Source organism: Neisseria basseii, from assembly GCF_962707005.1.
Taxonomy (GTDB): Bacteria; Pseudomonadota; Gammaproteobacteria; order Burkholderiales; family Neisseriaceae; genus Neisseria; species Neisseria bergeri.
Map to the genome: position 1 here is coordinate 65050 of NZ_CAUIXH010000003.1, position 14557 is coordinate 79606.

The 14557-nt window shown below is 59.6% G+C and carries 19 protein-coding genes and 1 pseudogene; 1 reads left to right on the forward strand and 19 read right to left on the reverse strand.

Features of this window, described 5'->3' with window-relative positions:
- Positions 1-3: 3 nt before the first annotated feature.
- The 9 genes from Q9I99_RS02365 to Q9I99_RS02405 all read right to left on the reverse strand — a co-directional run bounded on the left by Q9I99_RS02365 (position 4) and on the right by Q9I99_RS02405 (position 7904).
- Positions 4-582: a phage tail protein gene (locus Q9I99_RS02365; RefSeq protein WP_301668122.1), complete on the reverse strand. Its 579-nt coding sequence runs from the start codon at positions 580-582 to the stop codon at positions 4-6.
- A gap of 3 nt (positions 583-585) precedes the next feature.
- On the reverse strand, positions 586-1728 hold the full coding sequence (locus Q9I99_RS02370) for a baseplate assembly protein (protein WP_301668123.1): 1143 nt from the start codon (positions 1726-1728) through the stop codon (positions 586-588).
- 2 nt (positions 1729-1730) lie between these two features.
- Positions 1731-2108, reverse strand: a complete 378-nt coding sequence (locus Q9I99_RS02375) for a GPW/gp25 family protein (RefSeq protein ID WP_301668124.1) — start codon at positions 2106-2108, stop codon at positions 1731-1733.
- Positions 2109-2236: 128 nt separating this feature from the next.
- Positions 2237-2848, reverse strand: coding sequence for a phage baseplate assembly protein V (locus tag Q9I99_RS02380; RefSeq protein ID WP_301668125.1), 612 nt, complete (start codon positions 2846-2848; stop codon positions 2237-2239).
- A complete protein-coding gene (locus tag Q9I99_RS02385; RefSeq protein WP_308447950.1) occupies positions 2835-3788 on the reverse strand; it encodes a phage late control D family protein in 954 nt (317 codons plus the stop codon). The genes Q9I99_RS02380 and Q9I99_RS02385 overlap by 14 nt, the downstream gene beginning before the upstream one ends.
- A 174-nt stretch (positions 3789-3962) precedes the next feature.
- Complete coding sequence (locus Q9I99_RS02390; RefSeq protein ID WP_301668126.1) at positions 3963-4211, reverse strand: tail protein X; 249 nt, start codon at positions 4209-4211, stop codon at positions 3963-3965.
- Complete coding sequence (locus tag Q9I99_RS02395; protein WP_301668127.1) at positions 4208-5107, reverse strand: phage tail protein; 900 nt, start codon at positions 5105-5107, stop codon at positions 4208-4210. Before Q9I99_RS02395 ends, Q9I99_RS02390 begins: the two co-directional genes overlap by 4 nt.
- Positions 5088-5303, reverse strand: coding sequence for a hypothetical protein (locus Q9I99_RS02400; RefSeq protein ID WP_301668128.1), 216 nt, complete (start codon positions 5301-5303; stop codon positions 5088-5090). The genes Q9I99_RS02395 and Q9I99_RS02400 overlap by 20 nt, the downstream gene beginning before the upstream one ends.
- A gap of 39 nt (positions 5304-5342) precedes the next feature.
- Positions 5343-7904 (reverse strand): phage tail tape measure protein, encoded by a 2562-nt coding sequence (locus Q9I99_RS02405; RefSeq protein ID WP_301668129.1) that lies wholly within the window; start codon positions 7902-7904, stop codon positions 5343-5345.
- A 29-nt stretch (positions 7905-7933) separates the two neighbouring features.
- Here Q9I99_RS02405 and Q9I99_RS02410 point away from each other — a divergent pair, with 29 nt between their 5' ends.
- Entirely contained in the window at positions 7934-8218 is a 285-nt protein-coding gene (locus tag Q9I99_RS02410; RefSeq protein ID WP_301668130.1) for a hypothetical protein, read from the forward strand.
- On the opposite strand, the gene Q9I99_RS02415 is transcribed toward Q9I99_RS02410, so the two are convergent.
- The 10 genes and pseudogenes from Q9I99_RS02415 to Q9I99_RS02460 form a co-directional block, all read right to left on the reverse strand.
- Entirely contained in the window at positions 8193-8279 is an 87-nt protein-coding gene (locus tag Q9I99_RS02415) for a hypothetical protein (protein ID WP_083296803.1), read from the reverse strand. The genes Q9I99_RS02410 and Q9I99_RS02415 overlap by 26 nt on opposite strands.
- 61 nt (positions 8280-8340) lie before the next feature.
- Positions 8341-8625, reverse strand: a complete 285-nt coding sequence (locus Q9I99_RS02420) for a phage tail assembly protein (protein ID WP_067524688.1) — start codon at positions 8623-8625, stop codon at positions 8341-8343.
- Positions 8626-8765: 140 nt separating this feature from the next.
- A pseudogene (locus tag Q9I99_RS02425) lies at positions 8766-9282 on the reverse strand (phage major tail tube protein).
- Positions 9283-9296: 14 nt separating this feature from the next.
- Positions 9297-10694 carry a phage tail sheath family protein gene (locus Q9I99_RS02430; RefSeq protein ID WP_301668131.1) on the reverse strand — a complete coding sequence of 466 codons (1398 nt, stop codon included), beginning with the start codon at positions 10692-10694 and terminating at the stop codon, positions 9297-9299.
- Positions 10695-10703: 9 nt separating this feature from the next.
- Positions 10704-11201, reverse strand: coding sequence for a Gp37 family protein (locus tag Q9I99_RS02435; protein WP_301668132.1), 498 nt, complete (start codon positions 11199-11201; stop codon positions 10704-10706).
- Positions 11201-11641 (reverse strand): DUF1320 domain-containing protein, encoded by a 441-nt coding sequence (locus Q9I99_RS02440; RefSeq protein WP_301668133.1) that lies wholly within the window; start codon positions 11639-11641, stop codon positions 11201-11203. The genes Q9I99_RS02435 and Q9I99_RS02440 overlap by 1 nt, the downstream gene beginning before the upstream one ends.
- Positions 11642-11643: 2 nt before the next feature.
- Positions 11644-12009 carry a hypothetical protein gene (locus Q9I99_RS02445; RefSeq protein WP_301668134.1) on the reverse strand — a complete coding sequence of 122 codons (366 nt, stop codon included), beginning with the start codon at positions 12007-12009 and terminating at the stop codon, positions 11644-11646.
- 2 nt (positions 12010-12011) lie between these two features.
- Positions 12012-12350, reverse strand: coding sequence for a DUF2190 family protein (locus Q9I99_RS02450; RefSeq protein WP_301668135.1), 339 nt, complete (start codon positions 12348-12350; stop codon positions 12012-12014).
- Positions 12351-12408: 58 nt separating this feature from the next.
- Positions 12409-13341 carry a major capsid protein gene (locus Q9I99_RS02455; RefSeq protein ID WP_301668136.1) on the reverse strand — a complete coding sequence of 311 codons (933 nt, stop codon included), beginning with the start codon at positions 13339-13341 and terminating at the stop codon, positions 12409-12411.
- A gap of 11 nt (positions 13342-13352) precedes the next feature.
- The gene (locus Q9I99_RS02460; protein WP_301668137.1) at positions 13353-14492 is read right to left on the reverse strand and encodes a 2-oxoacid:acceptor oxidoreductase; all 1140 of its coding nucleotides are present in this window, start codon (positions 14490-14492) and stop codon (positions 13353-13355) included.
- Positions 14493-14557 lie beyond the last annotated feature (65 nt).

A 14557-nucleotide genomic window follows, 5' to 3' on the forward strand; every position in this document is an offset into this window, starting at 1 on the left:
TTTTTAAGCTGCTCCAAAGTTAAAGTTGCCGTCGTAGGCCGCCCGCCCGTTGTAACGCAGGGGGGCGGCCTGATAATCCAAGGCTGCCAACAGGCAGCGTGCCGGTGCGAAGGCGGCCAGCGTTTTGCGCAACAGCGTGGCCTGGTCGTTGGTAATCACGCTGTTCATGATGATGCGGTAGTGCGCCCAGTAGCTGCTGGCACCATAAACATGGCTGCCGTTGTAGTTGATGCTGCCGTCGTAGGTTTGGCCGTTCAGCCCTTCGATAATCCGCACCTCACCAAACCCGAGCCGCCGCACGATTTCACGAATCGCCCACGGTGTGCCTTTGTAGCGGTGCAACAGATACGCGCCTTTAATCAGCTTGCGCCGCGCATCGTCGGATTCGGCCAACCAGTAGCCGTCGGCACCCAAAATGCTGCGGCTCTCGGCCAAGAGCGGCAGGTGTTCGGGCGCGACTAAATCGACCAGGCGCGGCATCAGCTGCGGCAATTCGGCCAAGTCCAGGCGCAGCCCCAATTCGGCTAAGGCGCGGGCGCGTTGGTCTCGTTCGATGACGGCAGCGTAGGTTAGCTTGGCCATCGCCTAACCCTCCGCCGTCTGCGCGGCAATACGGATGGTGGTACTGGTGCAGCGTGCCCACTGGTCGGGTTTGACCACGGTCAGCGGCAGGTTATGCAGCACCACGTTATAAACGCCGGCCACTTTCAAGGCCGTCTGAATGTCCAGCGGCACGATGTCCAAGCCGAGCCGGCTGCGGCGGACGGCTTCATACACCGCCCATGCCTGTTCGGCCGCCGCTTTGGCGGTACGGGCATCGGTGCCGGTAAATAAGGTCAGCTCGGCATCCAGTGTGTAATCAACGGCGGTCGGGGCTTTGACCACCACCATATCGCACAGCGGGCGACGTTTCTCGGCCGATAAGGCAGCCTGAATCTTGCCAATCAGCTCGGCATTGGGCAGGCCGTCTTTGGCCAGCACGGTCACCGCCACCCGACCGCCTATAGGCTGGCCGCCGCCGTCGGTATCGTTGGCCACGTATACGTCCACCACCGCCGGGCTGGCCTGCCGCGCCCAATATTGGTAGGCACCCACCGGCCCGGCTACGCTAAAGCTCTCCGGTGCCAGCAACACCCGCTCGAGGTAGGCTTCGTCGTCTTCAATTTCCGCCCCGCCGGCGGAAACGGTGGTGTTGGCCACGGTTACTTCAATCGTCGGATGCAGCCGCTCGGCCAAGCTGTTGATTTGTCCGACCGACCAGCCGTTGCCGATTGTGCCGGTTTCGGTGCATTCGGCAGCCACTTCGGCGCTGCTTTGGGCGGCAGTCAGCAGGGCAGCTTCAGTGGTAACAAAGCCGGTCTGCCCGGCATTGACCCGCGTGCCCTTGGGTAAGGCGATTTGTTCCAAACCGCTCAATACCGCAGTAAAGCGCAGGGTGGTCAGGGCGGGCTGCGCCTGCAGGCGCGGGGTGGACACATCGTCGCCGCACAAGTCCAGCATCAGGCCGGTGGCAAAGCGCGGGTGTTGCTGGCGGTAGGCTTCGTTGACCTGCTGGCGCAGCAGGTGCTCACGGTAGGCAAAAGTGTTGATCAGCAGCCGTTCGATATGGGCGGGCTGCAACACCTTGCCCGCCCGCTGCTCGTAGTCGGCGATGGTGGCGGCTAGGCTCTGTGCCAAATCGTCGTCGACAATCTTGACTTCTTCTCGTTTTAACTTGCTCAAATCCATTTTCAGGTAGCCTTTATTGCAATATCGGTGCGATAGATTTCGCCCGCCACCTCATCCGCCACGCGCCAATGCACGGTCATCGTGATATGCGGGGCGCGGCCGTCAAACGTGACCTGCTCGACCAGAGCGCGTTTTTCCCATGTTTGGATGGCGAGGATGACCTCGCGCACGGTATTGGGAATGAACTCATCCTCGGGATAGTCGATGTAGTCGAACCAATTGCTGCCGAAATCCGGCCGCAGCACGTCGCTGCCCTTGCGGGTGGCGAGGATGTTTTCGATGCACTGGTTGATGTCGTCGAGGTCTTGCACAATGTCCTGCCCGCTCGCGAGAGGGGCGGGCTGCCAGTGGCGGCTGCGCGGGGTGGTCTGGGTAGTCATGGGCTTATTCTGCCTGTGCGGTGGCGGCGGGTCTTTTAAACGGGTTTAAAAAACAATCCCCGTATCGGGCGGGATACGGGGATTGTGCTGCGGGGATTGTCCGCGGTCTTGTAAAACGTTTTCAAAAATCAGCCGGCCTGCATGCTGCCGGTGGTGCCGTCGGAGTCGCCGGGGTGGACGTGGCCGGAGAGTGGGATACCGTTGAGGATGATTTCGCCGTTGATGCGCACGGTGCCTTCAATGCTGGCGGTATCGCCCCCGCCGCCGTTGGAGGCGGTCAGGCCGGCGGTGTAGGTCAGCATGCCCTTGACCGTGGCATTGCCGGTAATCTCCGTTTCCGGCGACTGGATTTCCACTTTCGAAGCGGCCTTAACCACCACCTTGCCCGGCGTGTCCACGGTTACCTGCCCGTCGGCTCTGTTGTGGCTGATGACGGTGCCGTTGCTGAATTTCCGCAGCCACATATTCGCATCGGCGGCGGGCGTTCTGTCCTGCTCGTTGTAGATGACGCCGAGGCACACACCGCCCTCGCCGCGTGCGTCCAGCAGGCAGACGGCCAGTGCGCCGGGGTCGGGCAGCGCATAGAACTGGTTGCCGCCTGCGCCCAGGCTGACCACCGGCAGCCAGTCGGTTTGGATGTCATCCAAGGTCGGCACGGTTACGCGCACCGCGTGTTTGGCCGCGTCCACCGCCGCCACGGTGCCGAATTGCAGGGTGGCGGTAAAGTCATGGGTTCGCATTTTGGGCTGCCTGTTTTTTGGGTTGAGTTGCGGCGGTTGCCTGTGGTGGCTCATCCGGCACGTATTCGACCATCTTGACCTCCAAATCGCTGGTAAAGCCGCCGCCATGGCGGATTTCGTGCCGTGCCTGTTTCACAAGATATTTGCCGCTGAACTTGCCGAAGCCTTTGAGCTGTACCACCTGCCCGGCCACCAGCTTGGCGTTGCCCAACATGGAAAAATTACCTGCCACTTGGCTTTGCTGCGCATTGGCCAGCGCGGCATCGGCACGGGCATTGATCTGCGCCTGACTCTCGCCGCGGTTGGCCACGATTTTGAGTGTGTCGCCGCTGCTGGCGCGCTTGCCGCCCGGGCGCAGTGCCTTGCTGCGGCGGCGGGTGCGGTGCGTGGTCTTGCGTTTGGCATCGTAGCCGCTCACCACCGCTTCCTGCGGTACGCCCTTAATCAGGTCGCGCAGCCTGAAGTTTTTGATGTCCTCCGGCAGCAACACCGCTACCGGCTTTTGCTCGGCCAGCGCATCGTTGGCTTGGAAGACCAATTGGCGGCCAACGATTTTGAAGGTGTGGCCGTACTCTTTGGCCAGGCGGGTTAAAAACTCTACATCACGCTCCTGATACTGGGTCACGTATTCGATCGGAATGTGCAGGATGGTGCCGGTTACCTTCAGGTGCAACCGCCGGGCAATGCGGCGCACGATGTCGGCCAGCGTGGTGTGCTCGTAGGCACGGCCGCGCAGGGTACGGTTGGATTTGGTGATGCCGGTGGACAGCGCTTTCAGGGTAATCACGGACGGCGGATGGTGGTACTCGATCTCGGCCAGCTCCATGCTGCCCAGCTTGAGCATGCCGTTAATCTGGTCGCCGATTTCCAGGCTGATTTTGTCGCCCTGCTCGGGATACCACTTTTGCCGCCAGCGGCCGTCCACGTCTTCCAGCTCCACCTGCACTTCGTCACTTTGGCCTTCCAGATAGTCGGTATAGCTGACGGAGAGCAGGTAGGGCTGGATGTCGCTGGAATGTCCTTTTGCTCGTATTTGATGATGACCTTGGGCAGGGTCACCGGATGGATGGCCGTGCTGTTCAGGCTACCTGAAAGCAAGGCACCCAGATGGAGGTTAGGCATCTGCATCGTCGTCTCCGTTATCGCTGCGCAGCCACAGCGGCATGTCGGCTTGGGTTTGGGGTTTGGCCGGGATGACCGGTACAAACACGGTCAGGTTGGCGGTAAACTGCTCGGCTGCCGGCAGGTGCGGGTTGGCGGCAATCAGGCGGGAGATTTCCAAAGGGTTGCCGTAGTATCGCCAGGCAATCAAATCCCAACGGTCGCCCTCGCGTGTCAGGTGTCTTAATACCGATTCGCTCATTTCGTCCCGTCCTTTCTGCCGGCCAGCCATGCGGTCAGGCTTTGCGCACCGCGTGCGCCGTTGTTCAGGCTGTCAGCGGCTGAGGCGATGGCGGCTGCGCCGCCTTCCAGCCAGCCGCCCACTGTGCCGCTTTGCGCACCGTTGCGTAGTGCGGACAAACCGCCGGAGAGTTCGCGCGCTGCCTGGCCGCCGTAGGCCAGCATTTCGGCCGCACCGGACAGGTTGCCGATATATTTGCCGACTTCAGGCAGTCTGTTCAGCTTACCCAGTGCCGTGCCGCCGAGATTGACCATGTCGCCCACCACGCCGAGCAAAGCGAGCGGGTCGTGTTTCAGCTCGCGGGCATGGGCAATCAGGGTTTGCAGCTGCCCCACCTCTTGTTCCACACTGCGGTAGATGCGCACGCCGGTCTGCACCGCATCGGCCACTTTGGACAAAGGGGCACGCACCGACTCTGGCAACATGGAGAGCAGCGGATTTTGGCCGTTGGCCACGCCCGGGGTCGGCAGCGGGTTGTTCGGGTCGCCGACAAACTCGGTCAGGCTTACATCCAGCTCGCGCGCAGCAGTACGCCCCCGACCGTCCTGCCGCAGGGTACGGGCGGTCAGCGACTCAATTACAAACCAACCGACAAACCTGCCGCTCCCGAAAACCAGCGACACCGCCTGCTGTGCCTCCTTGGCCGCAATCAAGCCCTTGTAGGCCGCGTCCACATCGCCCAGCTTCCAATGCAATTTCAACCCGAAGCGTATCTGCGTCAGCTCGTTGCCCATCGCCTGCAGGCGCGGCCGCCCGGCCAACACCTCGTATTTGGCATAGCTGGTGCTGTGGGTCTCCTCCAAATCGGTAAAGCTGCCCAACAGCTCGAAGCGCACGTCACCCAGCATTGCGTACATAAGACCTCCTGTCCCAATCTTCCATCATGCGCCTAAACATCTGCTCGAACTCGCGATAGCCCATCTGCATAGCTGCCTGAATTTGCCCCGCATCGCCGCCGGGTACATTGATGGTCGGGCTGAAATGTACCGTGATGCCGCCTGCCGCAGCCGTGCCCTGCCGTGTAGCAGAGAGTTCGGCACTGTTGGCGGCCATTGAAGCGGCCAACGAGGAAGTGTTATCGCTAAAACGCTGTTATAAATCCGAAGCTACGCCGCCGATGGCGTTGAGCGGGCGCGGTGCATCCTGATTGATGCCGATTTGCAGGCCTTCCATCATCCAGCCACCAAAACGGCGGAACACGCGGCTTGGCGATCGGATCTGGTTGCTTTGGGCAAAGGCATTTTTAAACCACGCCGCCTTCTCGGCAAACCAGCCCTTAACCGCTCCGAATTTGGCGATTAGCCCATTCCATAACCCTTGGATAATGTTGCTGCCGAACTCGGTAAACTTGGCCGGCAAGTCGATGCCGAACCACGAGAGAACGGCCGCAAAGGCCGAATAGAACGCGTCAATGGGCGACCAGTTGAGAATCAGGCCGAGGATGCCGAGCAGGCCGCCGTCAAAGGCGGTTTTGATTTCCGTCCAAGCAGAGCCGACCAGCGAGGAAATGCCGTCAAAAATCATGCACCAAGCGTCCAAAATCATGGCGCCGGTTTGCACCACCGAACTCAGGATGCCGCCGATAACCAAACCGAAGGTCTCACCGAAACTGCGGGTGCTGCCTTCGGCCACCTGATTGACGCTGAACAGCTCGCCAAACCAATAGATAATCGGCTGCACGAATGGCCGCACTGCTGCCCAAATACCGCTGAACGCCTCGCCAAGTGCGATTAAGGTCGGTTTGACCGGCTCCAGCCCTTTCGTAATGCCGTCAATCACGCCGGCAAAAAACGCCTTGATCGGATTCCAGTATTTGTAAATCAGCACGGCCGCCAAGGCGATGGCCATAATCGCCCAGCCAATCGGCGTGGTCAGCAGCGAACGGGCAAAAAACATAAAGCCCTGCCGCACCAAGCCCAATGCCACATTCAGTTTGCCGAATACGCCGGCACCTTGGCCTATACGGCCGAATACCGAAGCAAACGGCGCGGCCACCCTGCCGAATCCGCCGGCGATACGGGTCGCCCATTGGGCGGATATGCCGAAGGTGCGCAGCAGGCTCACACCGCGCGATACTCCGCTCATGCGGAACAGCCGCCACATATTGCGCATGGAGCGGATTTTCTGAAATCCCGTCCACATTGAACGGAAAGGCATGGCAATCAAAGAACCGGCATAAGCAAGTCCGAGGAAGATCAGCTTGAGCCCAATCAAGCCTACCGCCAAACCGGCAACTACTTTAATGGCCTCTTTATGCCTGCTGATAAACGGCATGGCATATTGCTCAATCACGTTTTGGCCGAAGGCAGCAAACCGTTTCAAATCAGGTGCGAATACTTCGCCAAACTTGGCGGCGGCATTTTCGGCCATCCCGCCCAGTGCCTCTATTGCGCCTGACAGGGTGCCAGTTTTTACTTTGATCCGGTCTTCTAAGGATGCCTGCTGATCCATCTTGGTAATCATGGCGTCGAAGCCGCCCAAACCGGCCTGGCCGAGGATGGAGGCCACGCGTCCGCCCTCTTGTCCGAACAGGGCATCGGCCACATCCATCACGCCTTTGTCGCCGAAGCGGGCGCGGACTTTGCCGAACTCAGATTCCAGCGTGCCGGTAATCTCACGCAGCGATTTCATGCTGCCGTCTTTGTTGAAGAAGTCGAAATGAGCGCCGGACTTTTCCACCATGTCGCGCACTCCCGTCCGCATGCCCTTGGCGGCCATTTCCATCATGGCCGGCCCTTTGGACAACTGGCTCAACATCATATTGAAGTTGGTACCGAAGCTGGAGCCCTCCAGCCCTTTATTAGCAGCCAACCCTTCTACTGCATAAATCTGTTTCTGATTCTCCAAACCGGTCAGGCCAAGGGTATTAACCTTCGGCGCATAGTAGGACATGGCTTGATACATGTCCTCCTTACTCAGGCCGGCAGCGAAATAGGCACGTTGGGTCAGGTCGGCCGAGCGCAGCAGCTCGGACTCCTTGATACCGTGCGCCTCCATGTTTTTGGCAAAAAAGCTGCCGTCGGCGATCGGAATGCCCATCACGGTATTCAGCCGGGCAGTAGCCAGACCGCCGCCGTTGATGATGGTTTCATCCGAAATACCTTGGCTCTTCAAGCCGAGCGCCATATTGGTAAAGTCGGTTTTATTCCCCGGCAGGGCGGCGCCCCATTCGGTGGTCAGCCGGTCGATTTCGTTGAAGCGGCCGAAGCTGCCGTCGCGTCGCATCATGGAGATTTTCAGATTGGCAGACGCATCCTCCTGCTCCATAAATTTACGGATAGACCCGACCACCGGCGCAGCGATAACCGCCGCATGGCCGGCTGTCTCCACCATTTCGGAACGCAGCTGCTGTCGGTGCTGTTGTGCTGCCCGCTGGCCGGCAATCGCCTTATTCAGGTCGTTCTGGGCGCGGGTGGCACGATGAATCTGCATTGTCATGGCAGCAAAGGCACGGCTCTGTTCGGACAGGTTGCGCGAGGGCATCAGCCTCTGCTGCTGACGGATAGAGCGACCAAACGCATCATTGGCGTGGGTCGCTTCTTTGATGGCAGAGCCTAGAGATTTGGCGGTACGCTCGGCGCGGCCGAAAACTGTGGTAAATCCGGCCTTCAATGCGGCGGCAATGGTTACACCGACTAAAAATTCCTTTGCCATACTGGTTTACCTGTGCTAATAATCAACTTATGGAACTTGACTTCAAAAACAATTTCACCCTATCACTGGCCGCCATACTGTTTTGGCTGATGGTGGCCACCGCTTCCCTGTGGCTGTTTGCCAGCATGTGGGCGGCTGTCGGCTTCTGGACGGCGTTGTTCGGGTTTGCCGTCTTTGGGCTGATACTGGCATGGCCTGCCGGTGTGGTCTTTACCGCCGCCAGCTTCTCTCTTGCCGTGCTTATTACCGGCATCTGCCGGCTGTTCCGATACTGGAAACAGCCGGGCTCTACATCTTCGAATACTTCGTTTTAACCTGCCGGTTGGCCTGCTGCTGCCAAATCAAAATCTCATCCGGCGACATCTCTTCAATCATCTTGGGCGAAAAGCCGAACCACCAAGCCAAATCGGCAGCAGCTTGGTGGTAACTATCCCAATCAATTTGCCCCAATACAAAACGTCTGCAGCTTGCTGTAATCCTCCCATGCCATATTCTCGAAATCCTCTGGCATCAGACCGGAAGCCAAGGCCATGACATGGATCTGCTGTAAGGCCGCACTATTCGGGTACAACTCGGCTGCCCGCTTGTAGTCTTTCACCAGCACGCGGCGGGTGGTCACTTCCGTAACCGTGCCGTTTGGTGTCTCAATCGGCTGTACCAGCTGGATGGTCTGGGTAACACCGATTTTTTGTTGTAATTTTTGTGCTTCGTTCTGAGCCATTTTGCAATCCTTTTTCAAATTGGCCGGGCGGGACGGCCTGACAAAACCGCCGGTGGTAAATAAAAATCCCTACATCGGATTTGATGTATGGATTGTCGCTTGCGGGCGCCTTAAAGGTCTTTTAAACGGCTTTAAAAAAGCTATGCCCCGATATTGCGCCGGTAGGTCTCTTCCACGTCCACGCCGTCCACGCGGTACTTCGTTGCGCAGGGCGTTGTAGTAAAGTACTTCGCGCCCGTCCAGCACTTGGCGGATTTCAGTGGTCTGGTAGGTGCTGGAGAACTCCGCTTTTTCTTTCGGCTTGTAGCCACCCAACGCATTCTTGCTGAAGGTAGCGGTCACCATCGTTACCAGCGGCACTTCCTTCACACGGCCTGTGGTGTCGTATGTCTCCACGTTGGCACGCACCATCAGCTGCACCGCCTTGTATGGGTTGGCGGCTTTGCGCGCCACTTCGGGGAAAAAGCTGTTCCAGGTAATCTCGCCCTCGAGTGCGGCCACGCCCATCGGCAGCTTGACCGTGCCTTTCAGCCCCAGTCCTTTGTACTCGTCCTGCTCAAACTCAAACTCCGGCAGTTTGAACTCGCTGGCCTTTCCCAACAGGTCGTTGCCGTCGATGTAGACGTTGGCGTTGTAAATCACTTTGATATCGGACATCTTTCATTCCTTCCTTATCGTTGGCTGACCAAGTTGGCCAGATATTTGCGGGTCATCACACAGGCATTGCTGATGCGCTCGGCCGGAAGCTTGGGCGTGTATTCGTATTTGAGCGGCACTTGGCCTTTGCTGAAAGCATCCACCAAATCGTAGTCGTAATCCAAGTCCACGCTGTAGCCGACGATGGATTGCAGGGTGCCCAGATAGGTGCGGATGGAGCCGAGCAGGCTGTCAATCAGGGCATCGTCAATCGGGCGGTCGATATACTGCAATTCGAAGCGGTGGATGGATTCGTCGATCACGTCGCCAGTGCGCTGTGCCACCTCGAAGTTTTTGATGTGGCTGACGGTCGGGAAGCAGGCTAGGCGGTTGCCCCAGAGGCGGTAGCCGGTACCGTAGCTGTTGAACACCGTGGTAATGCCTTTTTCATTGAGACGGTTGGTATCGCTCTGCGGGTCGTCGGCGCGGGCGGTCAGCGGCATTTCGATGCCGGTCACGCCCAGCAGGTCGCGGTTGGACGAGCTGTACCAGTAGCCCTGTTCCACGTCGGTCTTCATACGCAGGCCGGCAGCGTGGGTAGCCAGGCTCTCCACGCCGAGCAAACCCAACACATAGGGATAGAACAGCATCATACGGTCGCTGGAGGTTTGGAAGTTGATACTGCCCAATGGGCCACGGCCTTCGATGGCCTTGCTCAGGGTGGTCTGCTGCGGGGCGGCCGCATAGCCGATGGCCTTAATCTGCTCGGCCAGCACTTCGATGGCGGCGCGGCATTTGGCGGTCTTGTCGTACTCGGGCACGATGATGATTTTGGCATCGGCACCGAAGCGGTTGAAGCCTTCAATCACCGCCTGCAGTCCGGTACGTTGGCCGGTGGCGGCCACATAGGCACCGATGATTTCATCTTCGGTTACTTTGGACGGGTCGATGTAGGTATAGCTGATGGTCGGCGCGGTGGGTTTGGTTTTGAACACAATCTCGCCGGTCAGGGCATCGGTGACGGTGTAGTCGCTGCCCTCGTTCAGGATATTGCCTCCGTCTTTCACGGTGTAACCTGCCTGCAGGGCCGGATGGGCGGTGCGGGCGGTCAGGGTGTCGGCATCGACCGTCAGTGCCTCGTCGGCCACGCTGCTCTTATGCTTGGCTGGGTCGCACACATTGACCACATAGGCGGTACCGGCCTTGTAGCGGGTAAAGATATTGGCGGCATCGGGCAGGGTAAAGCCTTTGCCGGTCAGGCTGCTGCCGAATGGTAAGAAATCGCGGGCGGCGGCGCATACGGTCAGGGTATTGACCGCACCGGCCGGTGCGGTGCCGACCATGGCGGTAATCGCGCCGTCGGCGGTGTAAATCGGGTTGGTGCCGCCGTCGATACGTTTGGTTTCTGTACCGTGGTGGAAAGCTGCGGACATAATAATCTCCTAGGGTTTGGGTTTGATATCGGGGTTGAGCGGCTGGCCTTGCTGCCGCAGGTACAGGCTGCTGACTTTGGGTCGGATATCTGCCGGGCGGCGTTCGACCTGCTGGGTTTCGGTTTGGGCAATCAGCTGGTACTGCCATGCCCCTCCTTCTTCGGCCAAAAACTGCTCGCTGATCAGGTGGCACGGCTCGCAGTCGGGCGGGCGGTAGCCGGTGATGGCCAGCCGTAATGCGTCGAGCAGATCCAAGGCTGCACCGTCATGGTTCAGGCCGCGCCCGAACACGGTCAGCGCCAGTGTGACGTCGCGCTGCTGGCCGATTAGGCCGAAGCCGTCCGGACGGGCAAACTTGCTGCCTTGATAACCGACCAGCACCGCGCCCAGCGGTGCCATAAAGCGGTAGCCGGCCGGGTCGTCGGGGAACAGTTCCACCGTGTAGGCGGGCAGCTCGGCGGCCAAATAATCGCGCACGGCGGTCAGAATCGGGCAGGTGGCAGACATCAGTAGCCTCCCCAATCCTGCTTGGCATTGCCGCGCACACGGTAGGCACCGCGCTCGGCCTGCGGCCGCTCAGTATCGCTGGCCAATTCATCGGCACGCACACCCAAATGCAGCTTGCCGTCGCGTACCTGCGCTAAGAGCTTGAGCGCGTTGTCGTAGGCTGCCTGCAAAGGTTTGGGGAAATCGGCAGTGTTGATGCGGCGGGTATGCAGCCAGTAGCGCGCGATGTCGCTGCACACCGGCCGCAGGATGCTGGGTACCGGCTCCAGCGGCAGGGTGTAACGACCCATCAGGTAGCCGTCGGCAATTTCGCAGGCATAGGCGATGGCTCTGTCCACCACTTCCCAGTCCGGCTCGGTGCCGCCGCCGATATCGTTGGTCAGTTGGGTCAGCTCGGCCAGGCTGACGGCAGCCTTGATGTCTTCGCGCGTGATGTACATGCCTAGTCCTTTTTGCCTCCGCCGCGTGCTTTGGACTGTTCTTCAGCCTGCTCGGCAGAATCTGCCGGCTGTTCGGTTTCAGCCTGTGCCGGCTGCTCTGTCTCGGCAGGCGCGGTTTCGGCCTCAGCCGGTTGTTCGGGCTGGGTCGGTTCGGCAGACGGCTGTTCCGGCACCGGTGTTGTGCCGTCCGGCTGGTAGCCGGATGCGGCCAAGTCTGCGTCCGAGATGCTGCCTGCGGTCACATGTGCGGCCACCAGCTCGTACTGCTCGGGCGTCAGGTCTACGGCTTCGCCGGATTCAACGCGGAACTCCTTGCCCTCGGCATCAGCCAGAATCAGCGGGGTGTTGGCGATATAGGTTTTAATCATGGTCAGGCTCCCAGTTTGATGCGGATGACTTCGTTGGCGCCGACGGCGGCGTCCAAAGCGCGGCCGAGAGTTACGGCGGAGGCGGCCTGTTTTACCGCGCAGCCCTGCGCGTCCGAAGCCACGGCATCGCCCGCTGCCAATGCGCCGCCGGATTCCACCCGCACGATACCCAGCTCATCCACGGCCAAGCTGTCGCCCTGATCGGCGTCGTATACCGATACACCCAAGGCGGGCTGCCCGGCGGTGGCCTGTTTGCCTTCAAAATTCACGAAACGTTTCTGTACGATGGCGGCTGCCGCGATGATGGTTTCGGTCAGCACTACCTTTTTGGTTTTTGCCATTTGTCTTGCTCCTGTATTTGGCGGGCTACCTGAATTTTCAGGCAGCCTTTCGGTTGATTTAAGCCACCACGTCTTTCAGCAGGTAACCGCATTTGCCGCCGGTTACCACAGCCTTTTTGATGTCGGTGTAACGTACATATTCGACCTTGCCGCCCACGCCTTCGTAAGTGTCGATGAAGGGCAGGCCGCTGCGGCGGAAGGTGTAGCCGAAGCTGGGGTTGCCTTCGTCTGCCGGCTGTCCGGTGCTGTTGGCACCGCGGATCTGCAGGCTGACATGGTTGCCCCACACGTTGGCAAATTGGCCGTTGGCGGTCAGGCGGCTTTCACCGATGATGATGTCTTCCAGTTCGAACAGGTCTTTGAGGATGTCGAGCGTAATGCATTTTTTATCGTTGGCACCCAGCTGCGCCTGCAGTTTCGGGTGGTAACGCAGGTGTTTCAGTACGCCGGCACCAATGACCATGATGTTCGGGCGCAGGCCGACGGCTTCGGCGATTTTGTCCTTGGCGGTATCCACGTCGGCGAGCGGGTCGCTGTTGGCCTGGTTGCTCCATTGACTGGTGCCGCTTAAGGTTCTGACGTGGCCGGAAGCGTAGCTGGAGGCGTTCTGCACCAATCCGGCCACAATGACTTCGTTTTTCAGCAGCACGCCGTCTTTCACGCGGCGGGCGGCCTTGGTCTTCTGACTGAAATAGGCTTCCTTCTCGGCACGGTAGTCCACGCCGGCGGCCAAGTCGTGCTCTTCCAGCGTAACGGTTTCCCAACCGTTGCCGTCCAACACGATTACATTGCTGTCGGCACCGATGGCGCGGCGGGTTTCGTATTCCTCAAACGCGGCTTTGCCGTGGGTGGGGAATTTGACGATTTCGGCTTCCGCCGATACCACCGGAAACACCGTTTCGGCGATAAAGCGGTTGGGGGCATAGCCCTGCGCCACAGTGGTCAGGATAGGGGAAACGCCCTGCAGTTTTTTCAAATAGTTTTGACTCATGGTGTCAGTCCTTATTTCATGCAGCGGAATACTGCTTGTTCATAGGAAATGTCTTCTTTGGCCGCTAGTGCCTTGGCGCGTTGGTGTAATTCCAGCTCGGACGGGTCGGCATACTCGGCAAAGTCTAGACTGCCTGCCGTTTGCGGTTCACTGCCGGTGGCTACATGTCCGATCGGCAGCTGTTGCGGCAGCACCGCCGACAAAAACTCGCGCAGCGCAGTGCCCAGCGGCTTCGCCGCCTCGCCCTCGCCGAAGTCGGCGGTGGTGTGCTCGGGGTGCTCGGCAAAATCCAGCACCTGTACCACCAAGGCTTTGTCGGCAGGTTTCAGACGGCCTTCTTTTACTAAGCCCTCGGCAAAGTCGGCGTTTTGCTGGTGCGACGCGTCGCGCAAATCTTTTGCCTGTTCGTCTTTCAGTTTTTTCAATTCGGCCTTGGCCTGGGCGGCATCGGCCTCCGCCTTCTCACGTGCGGCCTTTTCGGCAGCCAGTGCAGCGGCTTGGTCTTGTTCAGACATGGGAGACTCCTTATGGTCGGTTGGGTTGGAGGAGGGAGGGGGATCGGCAAACAACACCGGGTCGGGCGGCAGGTCAGGCCGGGTGGCCATTTCCTTGATGCCTTCGATTTCCCAGTCCGGCACCACCTTGTCGGCGGCGTCTTGGCCAAACTGGGCAATCAGCCATTCGCGCATATTGCGCCATAGCCGGGCGGCAATACCATGTGCCGCCTCGGAAAACTCAATCACGCCTTCCTCGGCTTCGCCGAACTCAATCGCCCGCAGCCCCTTGACCGCCGGGGCGTGTGCGCCGAGAAAGCCGACATGGCGCAGGTAGTAGCTGTCCGGTACCGGATTGTTCGGATAGCCGGGCGGCCAAAAGGAGGCAGATACCTTCTTGTAACGTCCGGCACGGACGGCCTCGGCAAAGCCATCATCCATTTGGGCAAACTCGGCAGTCAGGCTGCCACCGTCGGCCGCCAGCTTCGGCACCCAGCCGTAGGCCGGGGCGTTCATGGCCGGATGGCCGATGACAATCGGCGCTTCGTGCAGCTTCGGGTCGTACACCTCGGCGGCGCGCTGTACGTCGGCATCCGTGATGTTCCACCGGCTGCCATCGGCACTGATGCGCTCGCCACTTCGAAAAATCTCAAACATAAAAAATCCCCATCACTCGTGTTAAGCGAATGATGGGGCATGGGCTGCCTGAAAGTCCTTTAAAC

Coding starts and splice junctions, on each gene's coding strand:
- Q9I99_RS02365 (WP_301668122.1), bottom strand. CDS start 582: ATGGCCAAGCTAACCTACGCTGCCGTCATCGAACGAGACCAACGCGCC.
- Q9I99_RS02370 (WP_301668123.1), bottom strand. CDS start 1,728: ATGGATTTGAGCAAGTTAAAACGAGAAGAAGTCAAGATTGTCGACGAC.
- Q9I99_RS02375 (WP_301668124.1), bottom strand. CDS start 2,108: ATGACTACCCAGACCACCCCGCGCAGCCGCCACTGGCAGCCCGCCCCT.
- Q9I99_RS02380 (WP_301668125.1), bottom strand. CDS start 2,848: ATGCGAACCCATGACTTTACCGCCACCCTGCAATTCGGCACCGTGGCG.
- Q9I99_RS02390 (WP_301668126.1), bottom strand. CDS start 4,211: ATGAGCGAATCGGTATTAAGACACCTGACACGCGAGGGCGACCGTTGG.
- Q9I99_RS02395 (WP_301668127.1), bottom strand. CDS start 5,107: ATGTACGCAATGCTGGGTGACGTGCGCTTCGAGCTGTTGGGCAGCTTT.
- Q9I99_RS02400 (WP_301668128.1), bottom strand. CDS start 5,303: ATGGCCGCCAACAGTGCCGAACTCTCTGCTACACGGCAGGGCACGGCT.
- Q9I99_RS02405 (WP_301668129.1), bottom strand. CDS start 7,904: ATGGCAAAGGAATTTTTAGTCGGTGTAACCATTGCCGCCGCATTGAAG.
- Q9I99_RS02410 (WP_301668130.1), top strand. CDS start 7,934: ATGGAACTTGACTTCAAAAACAATTTCACCCTATCACTGGCCGCCATA.
- Q9I99_RS02415 (WP_083296803.1), bottom strand. CDS start 8,279: ATGATTGAAGAGATGTCGCCGGATGAGATTTTGATTTGGCAGCAGCAG.
- Q9I99_RS02420 (WP_067524688.1), bottom strand. CDS start 8,625: ATGGCTCAGAACGAAGCACAAAAATTACAACAAAAAATCGGTGTTACC.
- Q9I99_RS02430 (WP_301668131.1), bottom strand. CDS start 10,694: ATGTCCGCAGCTTTCCACCACGGTACAGAAACCAAACGTATCGACGGC.
- Q9I99_RS02435 (WP_301668132.1), bottom strand. CDS start 11,201: ATGTCTGCCACCTGCCCGATTCTGACCGCCGTGCGCGATTATTTGGCC.
- Q9I99_RS02440 (WP_301668133.1), bottom strand. CDS start 11,641: ATGTACATCACGCGCGAAGACATCAAGGCTGCCGTCAGCCTGGCCGAG.
- Q9I99_RS02445 (WP_301668134.1), bottom strand. CDS start 12,009: ATGATTAAAACCTATATCGCCAACACCCCGCTGATTCTGGCTGATGCC.
- Q9I99_RS02450 (WP_301668135.1), bottom strand. CDS start 12,350: ATGGCAAAAACCAAAAAGGTAGTGCTGACCGAAACCATCATCGCGGCA.
- Q9I99_RS02455 (WP_301668136.1), bottom strand. CDS start 13,341: ATGAGTCAAAACTATTTGAAAAAACTGCAGGGCGTTTCCCCTATCCTG.
- Q9I99_RS02460 (WP_301668137.1), bottom strand. CDS start 14,492: ATGTTTGAGATTTTTCGAAGTGGCGAGCGCATCAGTGCCGATGGCAGC.